This is a genomic window from Parasaccharibacter sp. TMW 2.1891, assembly GCF_023337675.1.
In the GTDB taxonomy this organism is placed as follows: domain Bacteria; phylum Pseudomonadota; class Alphaproteobacteria; order Acetobacterales; family Acetobacteraceae; genus Bombella; species Bombella apis.
Genome location: NZ_QORT01000001.1, coordinates 42,322 through 61,171, shown reverse-complemented (window position 1 = coordinate 61,171; position 18,850 = coordinate 42,322). Strand labels below are relative to the sequence as shown.

15 protein-coding genes and 1 tRNA gene are annotated in these 18,850 nt (G+C 60.4%); 12 read left to right on the top strand and 4 right to left on the bottom strand.

Annotated features, from left to right (window positions below):
- Positions 1-6: 6 nt before the first annotated feature.
- Positions 7-1,833 carry a single-stranded-DNA-specific exonuclease RecJ gene (recJ, locus tag DTJ15_RS00240; RefSeq protein ID WP_052349224.1) on the top strand — a complete coding sequence of 609 codons (1,827 nt, stop codon included), beginning with the start codon at positions 7-9 and terminating at the stop codon, positions 1,831-1,833.
- A gap of 41 nt (positions 1,834-1,874) precedes the next feature.
- Positions 1,875-1,950: transfer RNA gene (locus DTJ15_RS00235), tRNA-Glu, on the top strand.
- A gap of 163 nt (positions 1,951-2,113) precedes the next feature.
- Here DTJ15_RS00235 and DTJ15_RS00230 read toward each other — a convergent pair.
- Entirely contained in the window at positions 2,114-3,109 is a 996-nt protein-coding gene (locus DTJ15_RS00230; RefSeq protein ID WP_249109182.1) for a hypothetical protein, read from the bottom strand.
- 98 nt (positions 3,110-3,207) lie between these two features.
- Positions 3,208-3,879: a hypothetical protein gene (locus tag DTJ15_RS00225; protein WP_249109181.1), complete on the bottom strand. Its 672-nt coding sequence runs from the start codon at positions 3,877-3,879 to the stop codon at positions 3,208-3,210.
- Positions 3,880-3,894: 15 nt separating this feature from the next.
- Between DTJ15_RS00225 and DTJ15_RS00220 the strand changes: the two genes are divergently transcribed.
- Genes DTJ15_RS00220 through DTJ15_RS00180 form a run of 9 tightly spaced genes read left to right on the top strand, consistent with a single transcriptional unit; the run spans position 3,895 to position 13,353 of the window.
- Positions 3,895-4,179: a phosphopantetheine-binding protein gene (locus DTJ15_RS00220; RefSeq protein ID WP_043561817.1), complete on the top strand. Its 285-nt coding sequence runs from the start codon at positions 3,895-3,897 to the stop codon at positions 4,177-4,179.
- A complete protein-coding gene (locus DTJ15_RS00215) occupies positions 4,179-5,819 on the top strand; it encodes an AMP-binding protein (RefSeq protein WP_052349227.1) in 1,641 nt (546 codons plus the stop codon). Before DTJ15_RS00220 ends, DTJ15_RS00215 begins: the two co-directional genes overlap by 1 nt.
- Positions 5,819-6,730: a hypothetical protein gene (locus DTJ15_RS00210; RefSeq protein ID WP_081562526.1), complete on the top strand. Its 912-nt coding sequence runs from the start codon at positions 5,819-5,821 to the stop codon at positions 6,728-6,730. Before DTJ15_RS00215 ends, DTJ15_RS00210 begins: the two co-directional genes overlap by 1 nt.
- 4 nt (positions 6,731-6,734) lie before the next feature.
- Positions 6,735-7,358 (top strand): LolA-related protein, encoded by a 624-nt coding sequence (locus DTJ15_RS00205; RefSeq protein ID WP_086431687.1) that lies wholly within the window; start codon positions 6,735-6,737, stop codon positions 7,356-7,358.
- A complete protein-coding gene (locus tag DTJ15_RS00200) occupies positions 7,355-9,673 on the top strand; it encodes an MMPL family transporter (RefSeq protein WP_249109180.1) in 2,319 nt (772 codons plus the stop codon). The genes DTJ15_RS00205 and DTJ15_RS00200 overlap by 4 nt, the downstream gene beginning before the upstream one ends.
- A complete protein-coding gene (locus tag DTJ15_RS00195) occupies positions 9,670-10,875 on the top strand; it encodes a beta-ketoacyl-[acyl-carrier-protein] synthase family protein (RefSeq protein ID WP_103765731.1) in 1,206 nt (401 codons plus the stop codon). The genes DTJ15_RS00200 and DTJ15_RS00195 overlap by 4 nt, the downstream gene beginning before the upstream one ends.
- Positions 10,872-11,669: a beta-ketoacyl synthase chain length factor gene (locus DTJ15_RS00190; RefSeq protein WP_043561829.1), complete on the top strand. Its 798-nt coding sequence runs from the start codon at positions 10,872-10,874 to the stop codon at positions 11,667-11,669. The genes DTJ15_RS00195 and DTJ15_RS00190 overlap by 4 nt, the downstream gene beginning before the upstream one ends.
- Complete coding sequence (locus DTJ15_RS00185; RefSeq protein WP_043561832.1) at positions 11,656-12,081, top strand: hypothetical protein; 426 nt, start codon at positions 11,656-11,658, stop codon at positions 12,079-12,081. Before DTJ15_RS00190 ends, DTJ15_RS00185 begins: the two co-directional genes overlap by 14 nt.
- A 6-nt stretch (positions 12,082-12,087) precedes the next feature.
- Positions 12,088-13,353 carry an NAD(P)/FAD-dependent oxidoreductase gene (locus tag DTJ15_RS00180; protein WP_086431684.1) on the top strand — a complete coding sequence of 422 codons (1,266 nt, stop codon included), beginning with the start codon at positions 12,088-12,090 and terminating at the stop codon, positions 13,351-13,353.
- Between the two features lie 10 nt (positions 13,354-13,363).
- Here DTJ15_RS00180 and DTJ15_RS00175 read toward each other — a convergent pair whose 3' ends face one another.
- Positions 13,364-14,260, bottom strand: a complete 897-nt coding sequence (locus DTJ15_RS00175) for a LysR family transcriptional regulator ArgP (protein ID WP_154980887.1) — start codon at positions 14,258-14,260, stop codon at positions 13,364-13,366.
- Between the two features lie 72 nt (positions 14,261-14,332).
- Between DTJ15_RS00175 and DTJ15_RS00170 the strand changes: the two genes are divergently transcribed.
- Positions 14,333-14,959, top strand: coding sequence for a LysE/ArgO family amino acid transporter (locus DTJ15_RS00170; protein WP_103765730.1), 627 nt, complete (start codon positions 14,333-14,335; stop codon positions 14,957-14,959).
- Positions 14,960-15,041: 82 nt separating this feature from the next.
- On the opposite strand, the gene DTJ15_RS00165 is transcribed toward DTJ15_RS00170, so the two are convergent.
- Positions 15,042-18,632: an autotransporter outer membrane beta-barrel domain-containing protein gene (locus DTJ15_RS00165; protein ID WP_249109179.1), complete on the bottom strand. Its 3,591-nt coding sequence runs from the start codon at positions 18,630-18,632 to the stop codon at positions 15,042-15,044.
- Positions 18,633-18,850 lie beyond the last annotated feature (218 nt).

Sequence of the window (18,850 nt, the reverse complement as noted above, 5' to 3'; positions counted from 1 at the left end):
GCCCTTATGCTCCAGACGACGTCCCAGCCAGAACCTGATACCCGGGTCACTCCTGCCCTTGTCCTGAATGTCCAGCGCAGTGCGGGGCTGCGCCGCTGGGTCTGGCGGCATCCTGTCCTGGCTGAAACGGACAACCGGCTTGCGCTGGCCCTCGCCCAGAAGATGGACATCTCCGAACTGGCTGCCCGCATTCTGGCCGGGCGGGGCATTTCGGCTGAAATGGTGGAATCCTATCTGCGGCCCCGCCTGCGTGATGCCTTGCCCAACCCCTCCATCCTGCGGGACATGGATGCCACAGCCCTGCGGCTGGCAGCTGCCGTACAGGCTCGGGCAACCATAGGCATTCTGGGCGATTATGACGTGGATGGGGCCTGTGGTACGGCGCTGCTCAGCTCCACACTCACGGCTCTGGGCTGCCATGTCGTCACCCACATCCCCGACCGGCTGGCTGAAGGGTATGGCCCCAATATTCCGGCGCTGCAATCCCTGCTGGATCAAGGCGCCAGCCTGCTTGTCTGCGTGGACTGCGGCACAGCGGCCATTGATGTTCTGGACCATTTTGAAGGGCAGGCCGACCGGATCGTTCTGGATCATCACAAACCGGATGGACGGCGCCTGCCCAAAGGGCTGGTCGTGAATCCGAACCGGCTGGACTGCGAGTCCGGTCTGGGCCATCTCTGCGCCACGGCCGTTGCCTTCCTGACAGTCGTGGCCCTCCAGCGCACCCTGCGCCAGCAGGGATGGTTTGAAACCCATCACGCCCCAGACCCCATGGCCCTGCTGGACCTCACTGCTCTGGCCACCATCTGCGATGTCATGCCGTTGCAGGGCCTCAACCGTGCTCTTGTGGCACAGGGGCTGAAGGTCATGAACCGCCGTGAACGGATCGGGCTGGCCGCCCTGGCCAATGTGGCCGGGGTCAAGGCCAATGCCAGCGCCATGAGCTGCGGCTTCGCCCTTGGGCCGCGCATCAATGCTGGTGGACGCATTGCCAGGGCTGACCAGGGCCTGCGGCTGCTCCTCAGCCAGTCCGAGCATGAAGCACAGGCCATTGCTGAAGAACTGGATGACATCAACCGCAAACGCCAGACCGTGGAAAGCCACATTCTGGATGCCGCTGTCGAGCAGGCCCGGGAACAGGTTGAGGCCGGTCATGCGGTCATTTTCCTGCATGGTGATGACTGGCACCCCGGTGTGGTTGGCATCGTGGCCGGGCGGCTGAAGGAACGATTCAACCGTCCTGCTCTGGTCGGTGCCCTGAAGGATGGTGTGGTGAAAGGCTCTGCCCGTTCCGTCACGGGTCTGGATATCGGAGCAGCCATCATCCAGGCCCATCAGTCCGGCCTGCTCCTGACGGGGGGAGGACACGCCATGGCGGCAGGATTCTCCGTAAAAGAAGAAAACTGCGCCGCCCTCCATGCCCGACTGGATGAAGCCCTTGATGAGGCCCGTCACCTCCCCCCCCAGGATGACCTGCTGCTGGATGGTGTCGTCACCATCAGGGGGGCTACCCCCACACTGGCCCAACAGATCGCCCTGCTGGCCCCCTTTGGGCCGGGCAATGAGGAACCCCTGCTGGCCATACGGGATGTCCGCTGCGTGAAGGCCGATCGGATCGGGCAGGATGGCAACACACTGCGTGTCATTCTTCAGGATGCTGATGGCTACAGCCGGATCAAGGGGCTGGTCTTTCGGGCTGGGGACAAACACTTCACCGATCTTCTGGAAGATCGCAGCCGCCCCCTGCTGCATGTAGCCGGGCAGCTGCGTCTGGAAACATGGCAGGAGCGGGAAAATCTTACTTTTTTCATTTTTGATGCCGCACGGGCTTGACGCCACCCCCGTTCCTGCCTATTAACCGCCTCACGCCTTTAGTCCCGTTCGTCTAGAGGCCTAGGACACCGCCCTTTCACGGCGGCAACACGGGTTCGAATCCCGTACGGGACGCCACATCTTCTTCCACATGAGAAGAGAACAATGTGGCCTTTCATGGGCTATCTCCCATAAAGAACGGATTGCGTTGCCAGGGGCCAAGCTCTCCGGCTCAGTTGTGCCCCATGAGGCGGGGACACCCCCCATCAGCCCTTGTGCCGATACGGATCAGCCGTCCCTCTCACCCCAGAAACACCCCCTCGACCTCCAGCAGCAGCTCTGCCCGGCAGATGTCGGCAATGAAGAGCGGGGACTGCTCCAGCGGGCACTGGAAGGCCCGTGAAATACCCTCCCGCACGACCGCTGCATCTTCAGGATGACGGACATAGAGCTTCATGCTCTCAAAGCGCCCTGCTTCAAGACGGGGAAAACGTTTCCGGGCCGCATCAAGCAATGAATTGATTGTTTCAATCGTGACAGAGAGCTGCTCCTCCACCGTCGTCCCGACGGATTCATGTCCCCGGATGCTCGCCGTGCCGGAGAGATACAGAGCTGTCCGATCTGGTCCTTCCATGACGGTGGCACGGGCAAAGGACGGTGAACGCCGCCCGTAACGGGGCGGATAATGATAGGCAGGAAGCTGGCTGGGATTCTCCAGATTGACACCACCCACATGACGATGGGCGATCAGGAAGACCGCCACACCACCGGAAGAGAGGCCAATGCCCGTTGCCGCAGGCAGCTCACCCAAACCGATGCTCATGGCTTCAAACGCCTGGGAACGACCACTACAGAAATCCCGATACCGTTCCTCACCCCGGGCATTGTCCTGATTGATGGCCCCCAGATAATTCCACATCCGATAGATGTGGCCAAAACCCTTGCCCCGCGCCAGGCCGATCAGCCGTTCGTAACTGGTCTGCACTGCCTCGCAGAGCTCCGGCTGGTCTTCCACCCAGAAGGCAGCGAAAAGCAGATCACCTTCTGCACTCCAGCCGATCCCCTGTTCCAGCCCTGCCTGCCGGCCTCTGGCAGCCTGTTCATGCCGGGTCTCACCCGATAGGGATGCTGGACACCACTGTTCGCAGGTCGCCGGCAAAGGCCCGGGCAATGTCATGTGGACACGACCATTCCGCACATCCAGCCCACCACTGGCCCCTCCATAGCAGATCGTGGCCAAGGGGGATGGCCCCGCTCTCTCTGGTTCAGAATGATAGACTGGCAGCAATACCATCATGTTTCAGGCCATCCCCTGCAAATTCACCCATCTGCCCGTGTCTTAAGCGAAAGCCCAGCCAGATGACAGGCCTTGATGGCCAGCCAGAAACCTGCCATTCATTTCAGGTCCTTCCGCATGAAAACGGCACGGCCAGCCATGAAATTCTGCTTCAGGGTGGAATGGTCATAATGCCGGATGACGAGATGGCGGATGATCATCTCCACAGCAAAGAAAACGACCGCCGCAAGGCCTGTTCCTCCCTCAAGAGGCCAACGCCATGCCCTCTCATGTGGTGCCCAGAACCACAACATGAGAGGGGCCAGCAGGGCAAGAATGAAAAAAATGCTCCATGCCCATGTCACACCCACCGTATAACGCTGCACATCCGCCCGCAGGGGAGTCCCATGCACGGCCCCGGCCAGCCGGGTCACCAATGGGACCTGCCCCCGCCTGAGAGAGCGGACAAACAGCCACAGCATCCCCCACAACATCAACCCGTAAATGGCCAGCTGGTCACACACTCTGGACAGGGCCGGAGCATACCACCCCAGTACCCCTGCAACAGGTACGAACACGAACCAGCCCGGATGCCGTCCGGACAGCAGAGCGGCCAGCTGCATCATCAGGCCAAGACAGACACAGCCTGCGGACCAGCCAGCACTTTCCGGCACCAGACTGACCAGCCCAACACCCCCGAGCAGCAGGACCAGCCGCCATGACCGGGTTGCCCACCTCTTGCTGAAGGATAAACCCGATGCTAAACTGTGATAGACCTTCCCTATCATCAATGGATTAACCTCTTAGTGACGACAGTTTCCGCTTCTCACGATCAGACGCCTCTGGAACGTGAATTGGCTGCCCATTTGACAGAGGCCGTCCAGCTGGACATGGATCCCCTGGATATTGATCCCGAAATGCCCCTCTTTGGTGAAGGGCTGGGGCTGGATTCCATCGATGTGCTGGAAATAGCCCTCATGGTCAACACACAATACGGGATCAAGCTGGAATCACATGATGATGACAACCGCAAGATCTTTCACTCCCTCCGGTCTCTTGCACACCATATCAGCACACACCGTCCGGGCTGATGCCTGCCCTGCCTGATCTGTCCCTCATCACGACGCCGGGCCGCCCCGTCTTCCATACGGCTGCGGGGCCTCTGTGCGGCACGCAGCTTCTGTCCCATGCCTGGGCACTGGCCGAGCGGCTGCCAGAGCGCCCCATCATCAACCTGCACACCAATCTGGTCCAGTTCACGCTCGTCTTTCTGGCCGCCATGATGAAGGGGCAGTATTGCCTGCTCTCCAGCAATCATGCCGTTTCCCAGCTCATGGCCCTGCAACAGGCCCATGGAGCCCTCTGCACGGGGCCGTCCCTGCCTGAATCCCTGGCCAGCCTGACCCTGCCCCCCCTTGCCGAACTGACATCATCCCGTCAGGACAACATCCAGCTGCCTGCCGGGCACGAAGCAGCGCATGTCTTTACATCCGGCAGTACCGGGCAGGCCAAAGTCCATAAAAAACGCTGGGGAGAACTGGTTGCCCGCAGCCATGCTGCCCTGCCCCTTCTGGCACCGTCCCGTCCAGACGGGACAACCCTGCTGGGTACCGTACCCCCCTACCACATGTACGGTTTTGAGACACTCATCCTGCAAAGCCTGCATACACCAACCGCCACAGCCAGCGGCCCCTGCTTCTTCCCCGGGGATGTGGAAAAGCTGCTGGACAGCACGCCATCTCCCCACACGCTCATCACCACCCCCATCCATCTGCGCTCTCTCACGACGGCCAGAGCCAGACTGCCTGGGCTGGAACGCATCATCTCGGCATCTGCTCCACTCCCCCGGGAACTGGCTCTGGAGGCTGAAGAACGCTTCCATGCGCCGGTCATGGAAATTTATGGCGCCACCGAGACTGGTTCCATCGCCAGCCGCCGGACTGTCAGCCCCGATCCGTGGCAGCTCTATGACGGGCTGACCCTGACAGCCGACCCGACTGATGACCAGACCCATATCTGCATGGCTCCCCATGCCACGCCACATCCTCTGAATGATGTCATCACCATGCAGGGAGACCGCCATTTCCATCTGGTCGACCGCAAGGGGGACCTGCTCAAGATCGCTGGCAAACGAACCTCCTACGGAGCACTCAACAAGGCCCTGCTCCAGACGGATGGCCTCCTGGACGGCTGCTTTGCTCCCCTGTTCAGCGAGGAAGACCTGAAGGAAGACCAGCCCGAACCGACACGCCTGCAGGCCTTCATCGTTGCGGGAACCGAGGTGACCACCACAGCCATCATGCGGGCCCTCCGCCAGCATGTGGACCCGGTCTTCATGCCACGACGGCTTGTCCGCCTCTCCCGCCTGCCCCGCAACCCTGTCGGCAAACTGACACGGCAGGCACTGGAAGGTCTCATCCGGGACCATGCGGAGAAACGGGCCCATCCACCTTTTTCCATCCCGGCCAGCCATCCGGCCCTGCCCGGCCATTTTCCCGGTAACCCCACCGTACCGGGCATTACCCTGCTGGAACGGATATTCACCCTGCTGGAGCTGGACGTCCGTACGATCAGCACCGTGAAATTTCTCTCCGTCGTCCGGCCGGGCGACCCCATGCAGCTGCTTTCCAGCGCTCTGGGCAATGGACAGATACGCTTCACCCTCCATCACCTTTCCGGCCCCCTGAAAGGAACCGTCATTCTCCGGGGGCAGGCCGGGAGCCAGCCCTGATGCAGCGCAACACATGGCTCCGCCCGGAGAAAGGCAACAGCCTGACCATCCGGCTGCTGATATGGGTTGCCCTGAATCTGGGATACCGGGTCACCGCCCTGCTACGCTGGCCAGCCACACTCTATTATGCAGCTGTCTATTCCTCGGTCCGCCGGGCCTCGTGGCAGTACCTGTCCCACCTGCACCGTGCCGGCGCACTGCGCCGTCCTCACTGGGGCATGGTGCTGCGCCATATCCACGCTTACAGCACCAATACTCTGGACCGCATATACCTGCTCAGTGGCCGCTTCCCACGGGAAAACATCCACATCACCGGGCAGGACATCCTCCATGAAGCCCTGCACCAGAACAGGGGATGCATCATCATGGGGGCGCATATCGGATCATTCGATGCCCTGCGTCAATGCGGCCTGAATGCCTCTGTTCCGTTCCGCATGCTGATGTATCGCCGCTTCATCGGGGCCACATCCCGTTTCATTGAGGCCCTGGCACCGGGCTTCAATGCCGACATCATCGAGCTGGGGCAGCCAGACAGCATGCTGGCAACCCTCAAGGCCCTGCGGAACGGTGAATTCATCGGAATTCTGGCAGACAGGGCCCATGATGGTGGCCGCTCCATACCCATCCGCTTTCTGGGCGAGGAAGCTCCCATTCCCGCAGGTCCATTCCATCTGGCCAGACTGACCGGCGCACCGGTTGTGCTCGTCTCCGCCATAAGGCAAAAAAATGGCACCTACCATATTGCCTGCACAGGTCTGGCTGATACTCTTCTCCCGGAAACAGAGCCAGCCCCCGCACGGGAGGCGCTGCTCTCCCCCATGCAGGCTTATGTCCGCTGGATGGAAGAGCTGTGCCAGCGCCATCCCTACGCATGGTTCAATTTCTTTGATTTCTGGGAAAAAGGCCTCTGACATCATGAAATGCCTGCCCCTCTTCCTCCTTGTGCTGCCCCTCTTCTGGCGGGAGGCACAGGCAGACACTGCGGCCATGTCGCCTCCTGCCGCCAGTGCCATCACCTCGCCCACCGCAGAGGAGGAGGCTCTGGCTGTCAACATCCTGCACCACATTGGTCTGGTCTCGCAGAGGGAAAACCACTTCACGGAGACACGCCAGCTGCACGCTCTCAAAGTGCCACTTCACAGCGAGGGAACACTCCGTTTCATTCCCCCCGATCGGGTGGAAAAACTCACCCTCACCCCTGTGCAGGACAGTTTCATCATGCAGGGGGACACGGCATGGCTCCGCCATGGCCAGACCCCCGCGCGGGCCGTACCACTACACATGAGCCCGGCGCTGCAGGTCATGGCCGCCACAATCCGGGGGCCGTTGCAGGGAGATGTCGCACTGCTCCAGCAGTATTACACGCTCTCCGCCACGGGTGACATGGGACGCTGGACCCTGACAATGACACCCCGCACACACGACACCGGCCAGATCGTCCGGCTCGTCCAGATACAGGGCCGCAACAACTCGCTGGACAGCCTTCATCTTGTCCTGGCCAATGGCGATGTGACCGATACAGCCATCACCTCACCATGAAACGCCGTCTCCCCCTTCTGCTGGCCCTGCTCGGTGCCATCATGGTGGCGGCGGCAACATTCTCTGCCATCCCCCTCCGCATGGGGATGCAGGCCTTCCTGCCCCGCCCCCATGACGCAGCGTCCCAGTTCCTGCTGGATGAGCTGAACCACGGGCCTACCCAGTCCATCATGATCGCCTCCATCAAGGGCAACGATACGGCCAGCCTGCTCCAGACCGGGCACAGATTCCATGAGGCTCTGGCCGCAACGGGGCAGTTCAGCCTCATTCTGGATGGCCCGGCCTCCCTCTCATGGCAGAAGGACCAGCCGCTTTTTTTCGCCCACCGTTATGGACTGGCCCCTCATGACCGGACACGCCTTTTCTCCCCGGACGCCCTGAAAGCCGATACTGCCCGGCTTTATGACCTCCTCCAGTCCATGGCGGCTCCGCTGGTGGAGGATATCGGACTGAAAGACCCGACCGGCGCCTATGCCGACTATCTGGCCAGTCTGGAAAGCAGCACACCCCCCGCCAGCCTGGATGGCCTCTGGCTGACAGCAGACCACCATGCCACGCTCATGCTGCTCCAGCTTCGCCAGCCGACACTCGACCCCGCACAGCTGAAACACCTGCACCAGGCCATCCGGCAGGCTTTCGAGAACAGCAGGCCACCCCATGGCGGGGACTGCCAGCTGCTTCTGACAGGCTCCCCGGCTTTCTCCTTCATCGCCGCCCAGTCCCTCCGCCAGGACATGGACCGCCTCGCCCTTCTCTCCCTTCTCGTTGTGGTCGGCATCCTTTACTGGCGCTTCCGCTCTCTCTGGGTGCTGGCCACACTGGGCGTACCTTTCCTGCTCTCACTGTCCCTCTCCATGCTGGTAGTCCAGCTCTGTTTCGGCTGGGTTCATGGCATTGCAGTCGGCTTCGGCATGACCATGCTGGGTGTGTCGCTGGACTACCCTGTCCTTCTGCTGGGGCACCGGGACAGGGGGGAAGCCATTCCTGTCGTTCTGGGCCGCATTGGCACCAGCCTGAAACTGGCCACCCTCACGGCCATTGTCGGGCTGCTGAGCATGATCTTCTGTGGTCTGCCCGGCCTCATGGAACTTGGCCTTTTCTCCGCCACCGGGATTCTGACCGCCGCCTGCATCACCATCTGGATTCTGCCCCATCTGGTCACACAGGCTGACCTGGCCGCCCATCATCAGGGTATATCCCCCTCGCTGCTGCGCTGGGAGGCACTCCGCCGTTACCGTGTGCTCTGCCTTATGATAGCACCTCCCGCCATGGCCGTGCTGCTGCTCCATCCCTTCAGGATCGAAAGACAGGGGGAAATCCTCAACCCCATCCCACCAGCCCTGCTGGAGGTGGACCATCAGCTGCACGAGCAGCTCGGCTCCCCCCAACCTGGTCTGATTGCCGTTGTCCACGCCCCGGACAGTGAACACATCCTGCAACAGGAGGAAGAGCTGCTCGGCCACCTGCCCGCCAGCCAGGACATGGACGATGCGGCCCGCCTGCTGCCCAGCAGAGCCCGCCAGCAGCAGCGGCTGGCCACCCTGCCCGCAGCGGACAGCATCCGGGCCAACCTCCAGACAGCCCTTCAGGCCTCCCCCTTCCAGCCCGAGGCTTTTGCCAACCTGCCAGAGGATGTGGAACAGGCCCGCCATCTACCACCTCTCGGGCTGGACGACATCGCCCATACAGCCGTGGGCCACCGCATCGATCTGCTGCTCATGGCCCGGCATGGTCTGTGGTATGGCCTCATCCTGCCCCGCTCACCTGCGGCATCTGCCTCTCTCGAGCGGCTTCACCAGCAAAAGCCTGACCTGCTGCTCGTCAACATGAAAACAGCCGTGGGAGACCTGCTGCGCCCCTATGTCCGAAAAGCGGCTTTCTGGCTGGCCACAGGGATTGCCGTTGCCCTGCTTACGCTGCTCGTCTGCCAACGCAGCCCGGCCTGCACGGGGCGTCTTGCCCTCACCCTTGGCCTGACAGGCCTGAGCGTGCTGGCCCTGCTGCGCCTTCACGGCCCTGTCTTTTCCATCATCCATATCGTGGCACTGGCCTTCGTGCTGGGTGTTGGCATAGATTACGCCCTCTTTTTCGGCCGCCCCCAGCTTGATGCCGCTGAGCGGACCCGGACACTCCGCACCCTGCTGACCTGCAACATGATGACCGTTCTCTCCTTTGCCATTCTGGCAAGCTGTCAAACCCCTCTCCTGCGGGAGCTGGGTCTCACCATTTCTTCTGGAGCCTTGTTCGCCATGATCTTCAGCTTCCTGCTGATGGGCACCATCCCAACCTCCTCCCAGCAGGGAAACCACGCATGACCGCATTGATCATCACGGCCGGAACAGCCATCAGCGCCATGGGGCGGGGCATGGAAGCCACCCGGACCTGTCTGCTGGAACAGCGCCAGACCCTCCAGCCTGACACGTTCCAGTCTCCGGGGCATGGCTATATCGGGCGCGTTGCCGGTGTGGAAGACCATCAGCTGCCAGGAGCCCTGCACCGGTTTGACTGCCGCAACAACAGGCTGGCCGACATGGCCCTGATGACCGATGATTTCATGGAGGCTGTCGCCGATGCCCGGGCCCATTATGGCCGCCATCGCCTTGCCGTTGTCATGGGCACCAGCACATCCGGCATCCTGACAACGGAAAAAGCCTATGCTGCCCGCAAAGACCGGGATGAAGCCCTGCCGCCGGATTTCCCCTATGACGGCACGCAGGACCTCTCCTCCCTGCCACGCTATGTGGCAGCCCGGCTGGATGTCACCGGGCCGATGCTGACAGTCTCCAACGCCTGCGCCTCCTCTACCCGTGCTTTCATTGATGCCGCCCACCTTCTGGCTACCGGTCTCTGCGATGCGGCCATTGTCGGCGGGGCGGACAGCCTCTGCCGCATGACACTCCAGGGCTTTGCCTCTCTCGGGCTGGTCTCGGCCCATCCCACCCGCCCCTGCGATGCCGGGCGCAGCGGTATTTCCATCGGCGAAGCCGCAGGCTTTGCCCTGCTGGAACGGGCCGATGGCCGGCCACGCCCTGCCCGGCCAGCCGGTTACCGTCTCCGCCTTCTGGGATATGGAGCCAGCAGTGATGGCCACCACATGTCCTCACCCGACCCGACAGGCAGCGGCGCCGCTCTCGCCATACAGAAAGCCCTGGCCCGGGCCAGCCTGCCACCAGAGGCCATAGGGTACATCAACATGCATGGCACGGGGACACCGGCCAATGACCAGATGGAAGACAGGGCCATGGCTTCCATCTTCGGCCGGGCCGTTCCCTGTTCTTCCACCAAAGGCTGGTCCGGGCACACATTGGGAGCTTCCGGAATTCTGGAGAGCATGATCTGTGCCATAGCCATACAGGACCAGTATCTACCACATTGCATGAACAGTCAGACGGTTGATCCTCTCTTCCAGAGTGATATTCTCCTTGCACCCCGCCACGGCAAGCTGAACTTCGTCATGAACAATTCTTTTGGTTTTGGTGGCACGAACAGCAGTCTCATCTTCGGACCACTGACATGATCATTTCCATCGCAGGTATCGGATGCTGGGGGGACGGCCTGCATGGGTGGGCGGAAGCGAAACCTGTCCTGCGAGGGGACACCCCCCATGACGGAACCAGCCTGACACTGCCCCCACCCGCCAGTCTGCCCGCCAATGAGCGCCGGAGAGCCAGCCAGGTCATCCGGCTGGCCATGCTCTGTGCCGAGGAAGCCTGCCAGCAGGCTGGGTGCCATGCCGGGGACCTGCCTGCCATCTTTGCCAGCTCCAACGGCGATGGTTTCATCATCAACCGTATTCTGGAGTCTCTCGCCAGCCCGGCAGGAGCTGTCTCACCCTCTCTTTTTCACAACTCCGTCCATAATGCGCCTGCCGGATACTGGATGATAAGCCACAAGAGCCACCAGCCTGCCGTCTCACTGGGGCTGCATGACGAAACCCTGCCAGCCGCCCTGCTGAAAGCGGCTGCCGAAGCCCATGCAGAGGAAAAGCCCGTTCTCTTCTGCCTGTATGATGCGCCCATTCCCGGGTCACTCGGCACGGTCAGGCGGACCAGGGGCTCCTTTGGCTGTGCTCTCATCCTGACACCAGGCCGGGACACGTCACTCCAGCTTGCACTGTCCCTGAAAAATGGCAGGGATGTGCGTGACCCTTTTTCCTCCCTGCCTGAAAGCCTGGCAGACATGGCCCGCCACAATCCTGCGGGCCAGATACTGCCCCTGCTGCAGGCCATTGCCTGCGGGCAGGATCAGTCCATTTCCCTGCCCTACGGGGCCAACCATATGACAATTGCGCTGACCCATGCTCAACCGTGATGCCATCCTCCGCCATATCCCCCACCAGGGAGCCAGCTGCCTGCTGGATGCTGCGAACCATTGGGATGAAACACAGCTTGAAGCCACGACCCATCTCCATAACGACCCGGCCAACCCCTACCGGGTGGCGGGCCAGCTGCCCCCCGTCACCGGCGTGGAAATGGCCATGCAGGCGGCTGCCCTGCATGGCGCGCTGACAGCCCATGAGGCACGGCAGGGGTGGCTGACCAGTATCCGGGATGTCCAGATCCACTGTGACCGGCTGGACAATCCCGACTGGCCGCACCTCATCATCACCGTCATCCAGAAGCACCAGGCCCATGGCGGCATGATCTACGATTTCACCCTGCGGACCCCCTCTGCCAGACTGCTGATGGCCGGAACGGGTACCGTCATGCTCCCAACGGAATAAACCACCATGACCCAGTCCCCTCTCCCCTGTGATGTCCTGATCATCGGCGGTGGCCCCGCTGGCAGCACGGCTGCCACCGTTCTGGCCCGACGCGGGCTGGATGTCATCATGCTGGAAAAAAACCAGCATCCCCGCTTCCACATCGGTGAATCCCTGCTGGCCTGCAACCTGCCCATACTGGAGACGCTCGGTGTGCTGGACGATGTCGCAGCCATGGGGGTCTACAAACCCGGAGCCGAATTCGTGACAGATACCGGGGAAGGACGGCTTTCATTCCCCTTCCGTTACGCCATCGACCCGCAGGCAGATCATGCCTATCAGGTTCGCCGGTCAGAATTTGATGAGCTGCTCTTCCGCAATGCCGCCAAAGCAGGCGCAAAGACCTTTGAAAAAACCCGTGTCACGAAGGTCACCTTCCCGACACCGGATGCTCCCCTCGTGGAAGCAAAAACGGATGGAGAAAATCCCCGTTTCTTCACCCCACGATTCATTCTGGATGCGTCCGGCCGGGATACGCTCATGCTCCGCCAGCATGGAAAGAAATACAGCGACCTCCGCAACAACAAGGCCGCCATTTTCAGCCACTTCCGCAATGTCCCCCGGGCAGAAGGCGAAGGAATGGAGGGCTATATTTCCGTCCATCTCGTCAAGGGTGGGTGGTTCTGGATGATTCCCCTGCCGGATGACATCATGAGTGTCGGCTTCGTGGGGGACCATGACAGCTTTAAAAATCACGGTGGCTCGCTGGATACTCTCTTCTGGAAGACCGTACAGTCCAGCCCCAGCGTACGGGAGCGCATGAGCCAGGCGGAAGCACTGGCACCACTCACCACGACCGGCAACTACTCTTACAAAGGGAACAAGGCCTGGGGAGAGCGCTATTTCATCATCGGTGATGCTTTCGGCTTTCTGGACCCCGTTTTCTCATCAGGAATCATGCTGGCCATGCAGGGAGCACTCCGCGGCGCCGATGTTGCCAGCACCTGGCTGCTTGATCCAGCCCGGGGGCGCAGGGCGGCCCGCAAGGCTGAACGTAAAACAAGACAGGAAATGCGGCTGATCGGCTGGCTCGTCTATCGCATCAACGACCCTCTGCTGCGCTACTTCTTCATGCGGCCAAAGAACAGTCCGCTCCGGATGCGGGATGCCATCATCTCGCTTCTTGCTGGCAATTTCTCGCCCTCATGGCGGATCATGCTCCCCTTCCGGGCCTTCACGGCCATTTTCGCTTTTGCCAAGCGCTTCGGCCGCCAGCAGGGGAAAAACGCCTGATCAGACCGGATCAATCAGTCAACCACTCTGCCGCCACACGCTGCACATTCTGGCTCAGCCGGTTCAATGCCGAACCATAAAGGCGGGGGACTGACCAGAAAAGCGGCATGGAAGGCCGGTGCGCTGGAGGCAGTTCCACCAGGGCACCGCTTCGCAGATGATGTTCCACAAGCGGCAGAGGATGCATGGCCCAACCAAGACCATGAAGGCAGAGGTCCAGAAACGCTGTGGAAGAACGTATCCAGCAGGCGGGGGCACCCAGCGTGACGCCATACACTGCCTCTGCCCACCGGGCCTGAAACATATCCCGCCGATCGAACCGCAGATAGGGAGCCTTCTGCACGGTTTCGGCCGTCACACCCTGAGAAAAATGCACCCCCATGAAGGACGGGCTGGCGCAGGCCACATAAACCATACGCCCCAGCGAGACCGTTCTGCACCACGGGAGCGGATCGGACGATGCCGTCACAGCAGCCATGACATCCCCGGACCGCAGCCGCTCCGCCGTACAGCTCTCATCATCAATGGAAATATCCAGTGTTATGGCAGGGTCCTGCCGGGCAAAGGCCATCATGGCATGAGAAAACCACGTCGTGATGCTGTCTGCGTTGACAGCAAGTTTCACCGTAGCCGGAAGTGTGGCCCCTCTGTCCTGCCAGGCCAGCCGGGCGGCCAGATCACTCTCCAGCACCCTGACACAGTCGAAATGACGGCAGAGCATCGTCCCGAGTTCTGTCAGCCGACATGGCTGCCCACGAATGACCAGAACACCCCCCAGACGTTCCTCAAACCCACGGACACGCTGTGAAACGGCAGACGGTGTCAGCCCGAGTACAGCGGCTGCCCTCTCGAAACTACCTTCCCGCACGACAGCACTAACAGCTGTCAGGGCGGCGTAATCGAACATGATGAAGTTTTCCTTCATTCAGTGAAATAAAATAAGCTGTTCTGTATATACCCTGCCTGTCATAGACGGGCCATGCACACGATCATCACCCCCATCATGACCGGTTTCTGCCTTGGCGCCTCTGCCATCATCGCTGTTGGAGCCCAGAATCTTTTCATTCTGCGACAGGGCCTGAAGCGGGAGCATGTCCTGCCCATCATCCTGCTCTGCGCCAGTGTGGATGCGGTCTTCATCACAGCCTCCGTCCACGGCGTTGGAAAAATTGTCGCCGCCATGCCGTTCTTTACGGATATTCTGACCTATGCTGGCGCTGCTTTCCTCATCTGGCAGGGCCTCTCTGCCTTACGCCACATGACAACCAGCAGCTCTGTCACACTGGAAGACCAGCCTCCGCAGAGCCTGCGCAAAGTCATCGCCATGACCTGCGGCTTCACACTGCTGAATCCTCATCTGTATCTGGATACGGTGCTCCTCATGGGGTCTGTCAGCCTCACCCAGCCTGAAGGCAGCCGCTCATGGTTCGGACTTGGTGCCGTACTGGCCAGTTTTGTCTGGTTCCCCCTGTTGGGTTACGGAGCCAGAGTGCTGCGTCCCTTTTTCAGCAATCCACTCTCATGGCGAATTCTGGATGGGGTAACTGCCGCCATCATGCTCACCCTGGCAGGAACACTGCTCTATCACGCTGGCCTGGCAGGGTAAGCCTGCGCCCCCCTGACACGGCAGACACAAAAAAGGCCGCCCATGATGGACGGCCTTTTTCCTGATCCATTCCTGACGCCTGTCAGAACTGCACTTTGACGGACCCTGTAGCACCACTGTCCATGGCATGCTCGCCATACTGCCCCGTGTAGGACAGGTCGAGATCCACAGAATCCGTGACCCGGGCCGCTACACCCGCCTTGATCACAGCAGCATCACGGGACAGCAGCACGCCATTGACATTCATGCCACTGCCATCACCCATGAAACGTTCCGTCCTGCTGGAGCCGAGGCTGCCATAGGCACGGCGGTAAGCCCCCATGGCATGGGCCCGCAGCCACATCTCTCCAATCTGGAAGCTGCGTGCCACACGGAAACCAAAGCTGGTGAAGCCCACGCTACGATCCTTGGACTGACCATACAGGGCAGCCACGCCATGCTCCTGGAAACGGCCTGCGTACTGGTTGACGTAGGACCCCTCGAAGAAAGGTTCAAACTGGAACTTGTCAAAGTCAAACTTGTAGCTCAGCTCCGTAAAGGCACGGGCCGTCCCGTTACGGTAATTGCTGGTCTGCCGGCCACCAAAATCAGCCACCTGCACATGCCGACGCATGTTCATCAGGTTCCAGGTGTAGAAGGCCCCCAGACGCAGATTGAAGCGTCCCCAATGAGACCCGGCATAACTGCCTAGGCTGATGTTGTTGCTGTTACCAGACGAGTTGCTCGTCCCATTGGCATTGAACATGGAATGCCCGTAGGCAATCATGCCACCCACACGCCACCGGTCATCAACTGGTGTATCCACACCCATGACGAATCCGGCTGTCTGATGGTGCAGCAGGCTTGCGTTCCCGCCGCCACCATTATGCCCCAGGCTGCCATAAGCCTGACCCCACATGATGGTGTGGTCGCTGTGGCACTGGGATTCCTTGCGCCGCGTGTAGAAATTGTAATGCCCCTGGGCGGACATTTTTCCATCACCATCACAGCCTGCCTCAACCAGACGGTCCAGCACGGCCTGTTCCAGCAGATAGCTGTCCTGGATCAGGGCAGTCCGGGCAGATGCGTGGATGTCACCAGAGAGATTACCCAGTGCACGACGGGCCTCACCAGCGGAACTGACGCCTGTCATGGCCTGCACCACGCTACTGCCACTGGCCATGCCATCAAGTGCATGGCCAACTTCACGCTCGTTCTGGTTCCCCGCCACGCTGCTGAAGGAGACATTATTACGGGCATAGACCACGTCCACGGCCTGATTCTCGAACGCCAGATAAGGCGACACGAACAGGCCATCTGGCAGATTGCCTGTCAGGGCGTTGTCATGATTGGCACTGACCGTCCCTGTTGCTGTGAGGATACGATAACCATCCCCTGCATAGATACGGTCATTGTCGTTCTTCACAACATTGAGGGTCGCACTGTTCAGCTGGGCATCACCATTCACATGGATCAGGCCACTATTGAGCTGACGGTAGGAGCCTGTCAGCGAACGGCCGGTCGTATCGATCGTACCATTCTGGCGGCTATACCCCTGAACGTTGTTCAGCGTGATGTAGGAGTTGGACGAAACCGGTGTGGAGCTTGCGCCCACGGACAACACAGACTGGTGACCCGCAGTGCCATTCATTGCCAGGGCCGTCCCCTGATGCCCGGCAGCACCGATATTCAGGGTTCCGCTGCTCTGGTTCCAGTTAGCCTCAACGGTACCACCTGCCGCAACTGTCGTGACGGCAGCAGCCCCATTATCTGTTGTGTTACCTGTCAGACGGGCACCATCCTCAACCGTGATCCCGGAAGAAGAAGAATTGTTGCTGTCAGACGCCTGACCATACCCGGAAGCAACGGCCAGCGTCGTGTCCTTGCCCGACACGACCGTCTCACCCTGGTAGCTGTTGTCATGATTGGCCACATACAGCGTACCGCCGCCTGTTGCCGTCAGACCGCCAGTCCCCGTCAACTTGCCTGTCAGATAGGTGCTCTGCTGGTTTGTATCGAATGTCCCATGCCGGACAGCCTCCCCGGAGGGAGTCCCATCGGACAGATAGACATTGGAATCCACATGCAGGTCGCTGCCCTGACGGTTCTGGATGACGCCGTTACCGTACAGGACCACGCCACCATTCTCCTTGGCAGACGTCCCATTCGTCTGGGTGGCATCACTGCTGATACCACTGCTGCCGTTCGTGTCGCCAGCAACCAGAGTACCGGTTGCTGCCCCGGCATTGGACTGATCCTCACCACCAACCCGCAGCTGACCATCGCTCATGATATGAACATTGCCAGCATTGTTGATGGTACCACCAGCAGTCACACCGGCATAATAGCGGGGTGCTGTACCATTGCCCTCACCAATGACCATGCCACCCTGACCAACATTCAGCTGACCACCGGGCTGGGTCACACCACCTTCGGCAGAACCAACAGTCAGAGAACTGTTAGAGGCCAGGTGCCCGTCCGTGTCCTCGCCACCAACGGCCACGCCATAGGCTGTCACCTCACCACCCTTCTGGATGCTCAGATGACCGGTCCCCTGCTGGCCAACAACGAGGTTCCCCGTGTCGCCGCTACCCGTCAGATCCATTCTGGACTGGACATTGCCACTGGCATTCTGCCCGTCACCGACCGTCACATACCCAACGGACCCAGCCTGATTCCCGAGGGTGACATTGCCATCCGTGGTGACCGTACCGCCATTCCGGACATTCAGCGCCCCCTGGCCCTGGTCACCGACAACCATCTGTACGGCCTGGTCCCCATCCTTCTTGGCTGTCAGGGACGAACCGGAGCCATCAACCGTCACGCTGCCCTGGGAGCCAGCACTGCCACCGACAACCACATCGCCACCCACAACGGCCTTGCCGCCCTGCGTGACAGACAGGTTGCCCTCGCCATCAGCCCCAACAAACATGCCACCAGCACCAACGGTCAGACCGCTGCCTGCCCCGGTAACAGACACATCACCCTTGCCGGAGGCCTGGTTGCCGATAGCGACAGTCATGGCACCCACCTGGCCACCATTCTGGACAATCAGACGGTTTTCCTGCCTCGTATCGCTGGCACCGTAGCTCTGATCGCCATTGCCAACAATCAGCTGACCATAAGGCTGCATGACCTTGCCATCACTGTCTGTCTGGCCACGCAGCAGCAGGATGCCATCCTTGTCCACTGTCAGCGTACCAGAATCGTTGGCGGCCAGACCAACTATCGTTGCCCCCCCGGAAGTGATGCCACCAACCTTGCCATCACTGCCTGTCAGGGTCAAAGATCCATTACCACGGACAAACGTACGCCCATTATAGACATTCTGCCCCGTGAACGTCACGTTGTTGGGCTGGGTCTGCTGCGTCTGATTGACAGTCTCGCCCGTATTGACATCAACACCACCGGCCTGGTCGATGGCGGCTGTCTGATCAGCACTCCCACGGATGGAACCCGAGAAGGTCTGATCCGTTCCATCTCCTTTGACACGATAGATATCGCTGCCCGTATTGATGACGCTCCCCTGATCGGACAGGTTCGTCACTTCCTTGACAGACGACTCCTGGCCATTGATCGATACCGGCGTGGCCGCCGAGACCGCGTCCGCAGCCTGGGCAGGCGTAAAGACAGGCCCGAAAGGCGTTACCTCCACACAGAACAAAGCTGCTGTAAAGAAAAGTTTATTCCGCATGACTTTCCCCGCACCCGTACTCCATTGCAGTCCTCTCCTCACCAACGATACCAGAAAACAGACTGCCCCCCGGAAGGGCACAGTCCAATGAGAAGAGAGGCTATGTTCACCGAAAAGTAATATAAAATTAAAATTAATACAAGTTGTTTGTTAAGTTAATAATAACCACAATGAAACCATATTTTCACTCTATTATGACCGAGCGAGCTCGTGATGCC

Coding starts and splice junctions, on each gene's coding strand:
- DTJ15_RS00185 (WP_043561832.1), top strand. CDS start 11,656: ATGCTCAACCGTGATGCCATCCTCCGCCATATCCCCCACCAGGGAGCC.
- DTJ15_RS00165 (WP_249109179.1), bottom strand. CDS start 18,632: ATGCGGAATAAACTTTTCTTTACAGCAGCTTTGTTCTGTGTGGAGGTA.
- DTJ15_RS00200 (WP_249109180.1), top strand. CDS start 7,355: ATGAAACGCCGTCTCCCCCTTCTGCTGGCCCTGCTCGGTGCCATCATG.
- DTJ15_RS00230 (WP_249109182.1), bottom strand. CDS start 3,109: ATGATGGTATTGCTGCCAGTCTATCATTCTGAACCAGAGAGAGCGGGG.
- DTJ15_RS00175 (WP_154980887.1), bottom strand. CDS start 14,260: ATGTTCGATTACGCCGCCCTGACAGCTGTTAGTGCTGTCGTGCGGGAA.
- DTJ15_RS00215 (WP_052349227.1), top strand. CDS start 4,179: ATGCCTGCCCTGCCTGATCTGTCCCTCATCACGACGCCGGGCCGCCCC.
- DTJ15_RS00210 (WP_081562526.1), top strand. CDS start 5,819: ATGCAGCGCAACACATGGCTCCGCCCGGAGAAAGGCAACAGCCTGACC.
- DTJ15_RS00170 (WP_103765730.1), top strand. CDS start 14,333: ATGCACACGATCATCACCCCCATCATGACCGGTTTCTGCCTTGGCGCC.
- DTJ15_RS00195 (WP_103765731.1), top strand. CDS start 9,670: ATGACCGCATTGATCATCACGGCCGGAACAGCCATCAGCGCCATGGGG.
- DTJ15_RS00180 (WP_086431684.1), top strand. CDS start 12,088: ATGACCCAGTCCCCTCTCCCCTGTGATGTCCTGATCATCGGCGGTGGC.
- recJ (WP_052349224.1), top strand. CDS start 7: ATGCTCCAGACGACGTCCCAGCCAGAACCTGATACCCGGGTCACTCCT.
- DTJ15_RS00190 (WP_043561829.1), top strand. CDS start 10,872: ATGATCATTTCCATCGCAGGTATCGGATGCTGGGGGGACGGCCTGCAT.
- DTJ15_RS00205 (WP_086431687.1), top strand. CDS start 6,735: ATGAAATGCCTGCCCCTCTTCCTCCTTGTGCTGCCCCTCTTCTGGCGG.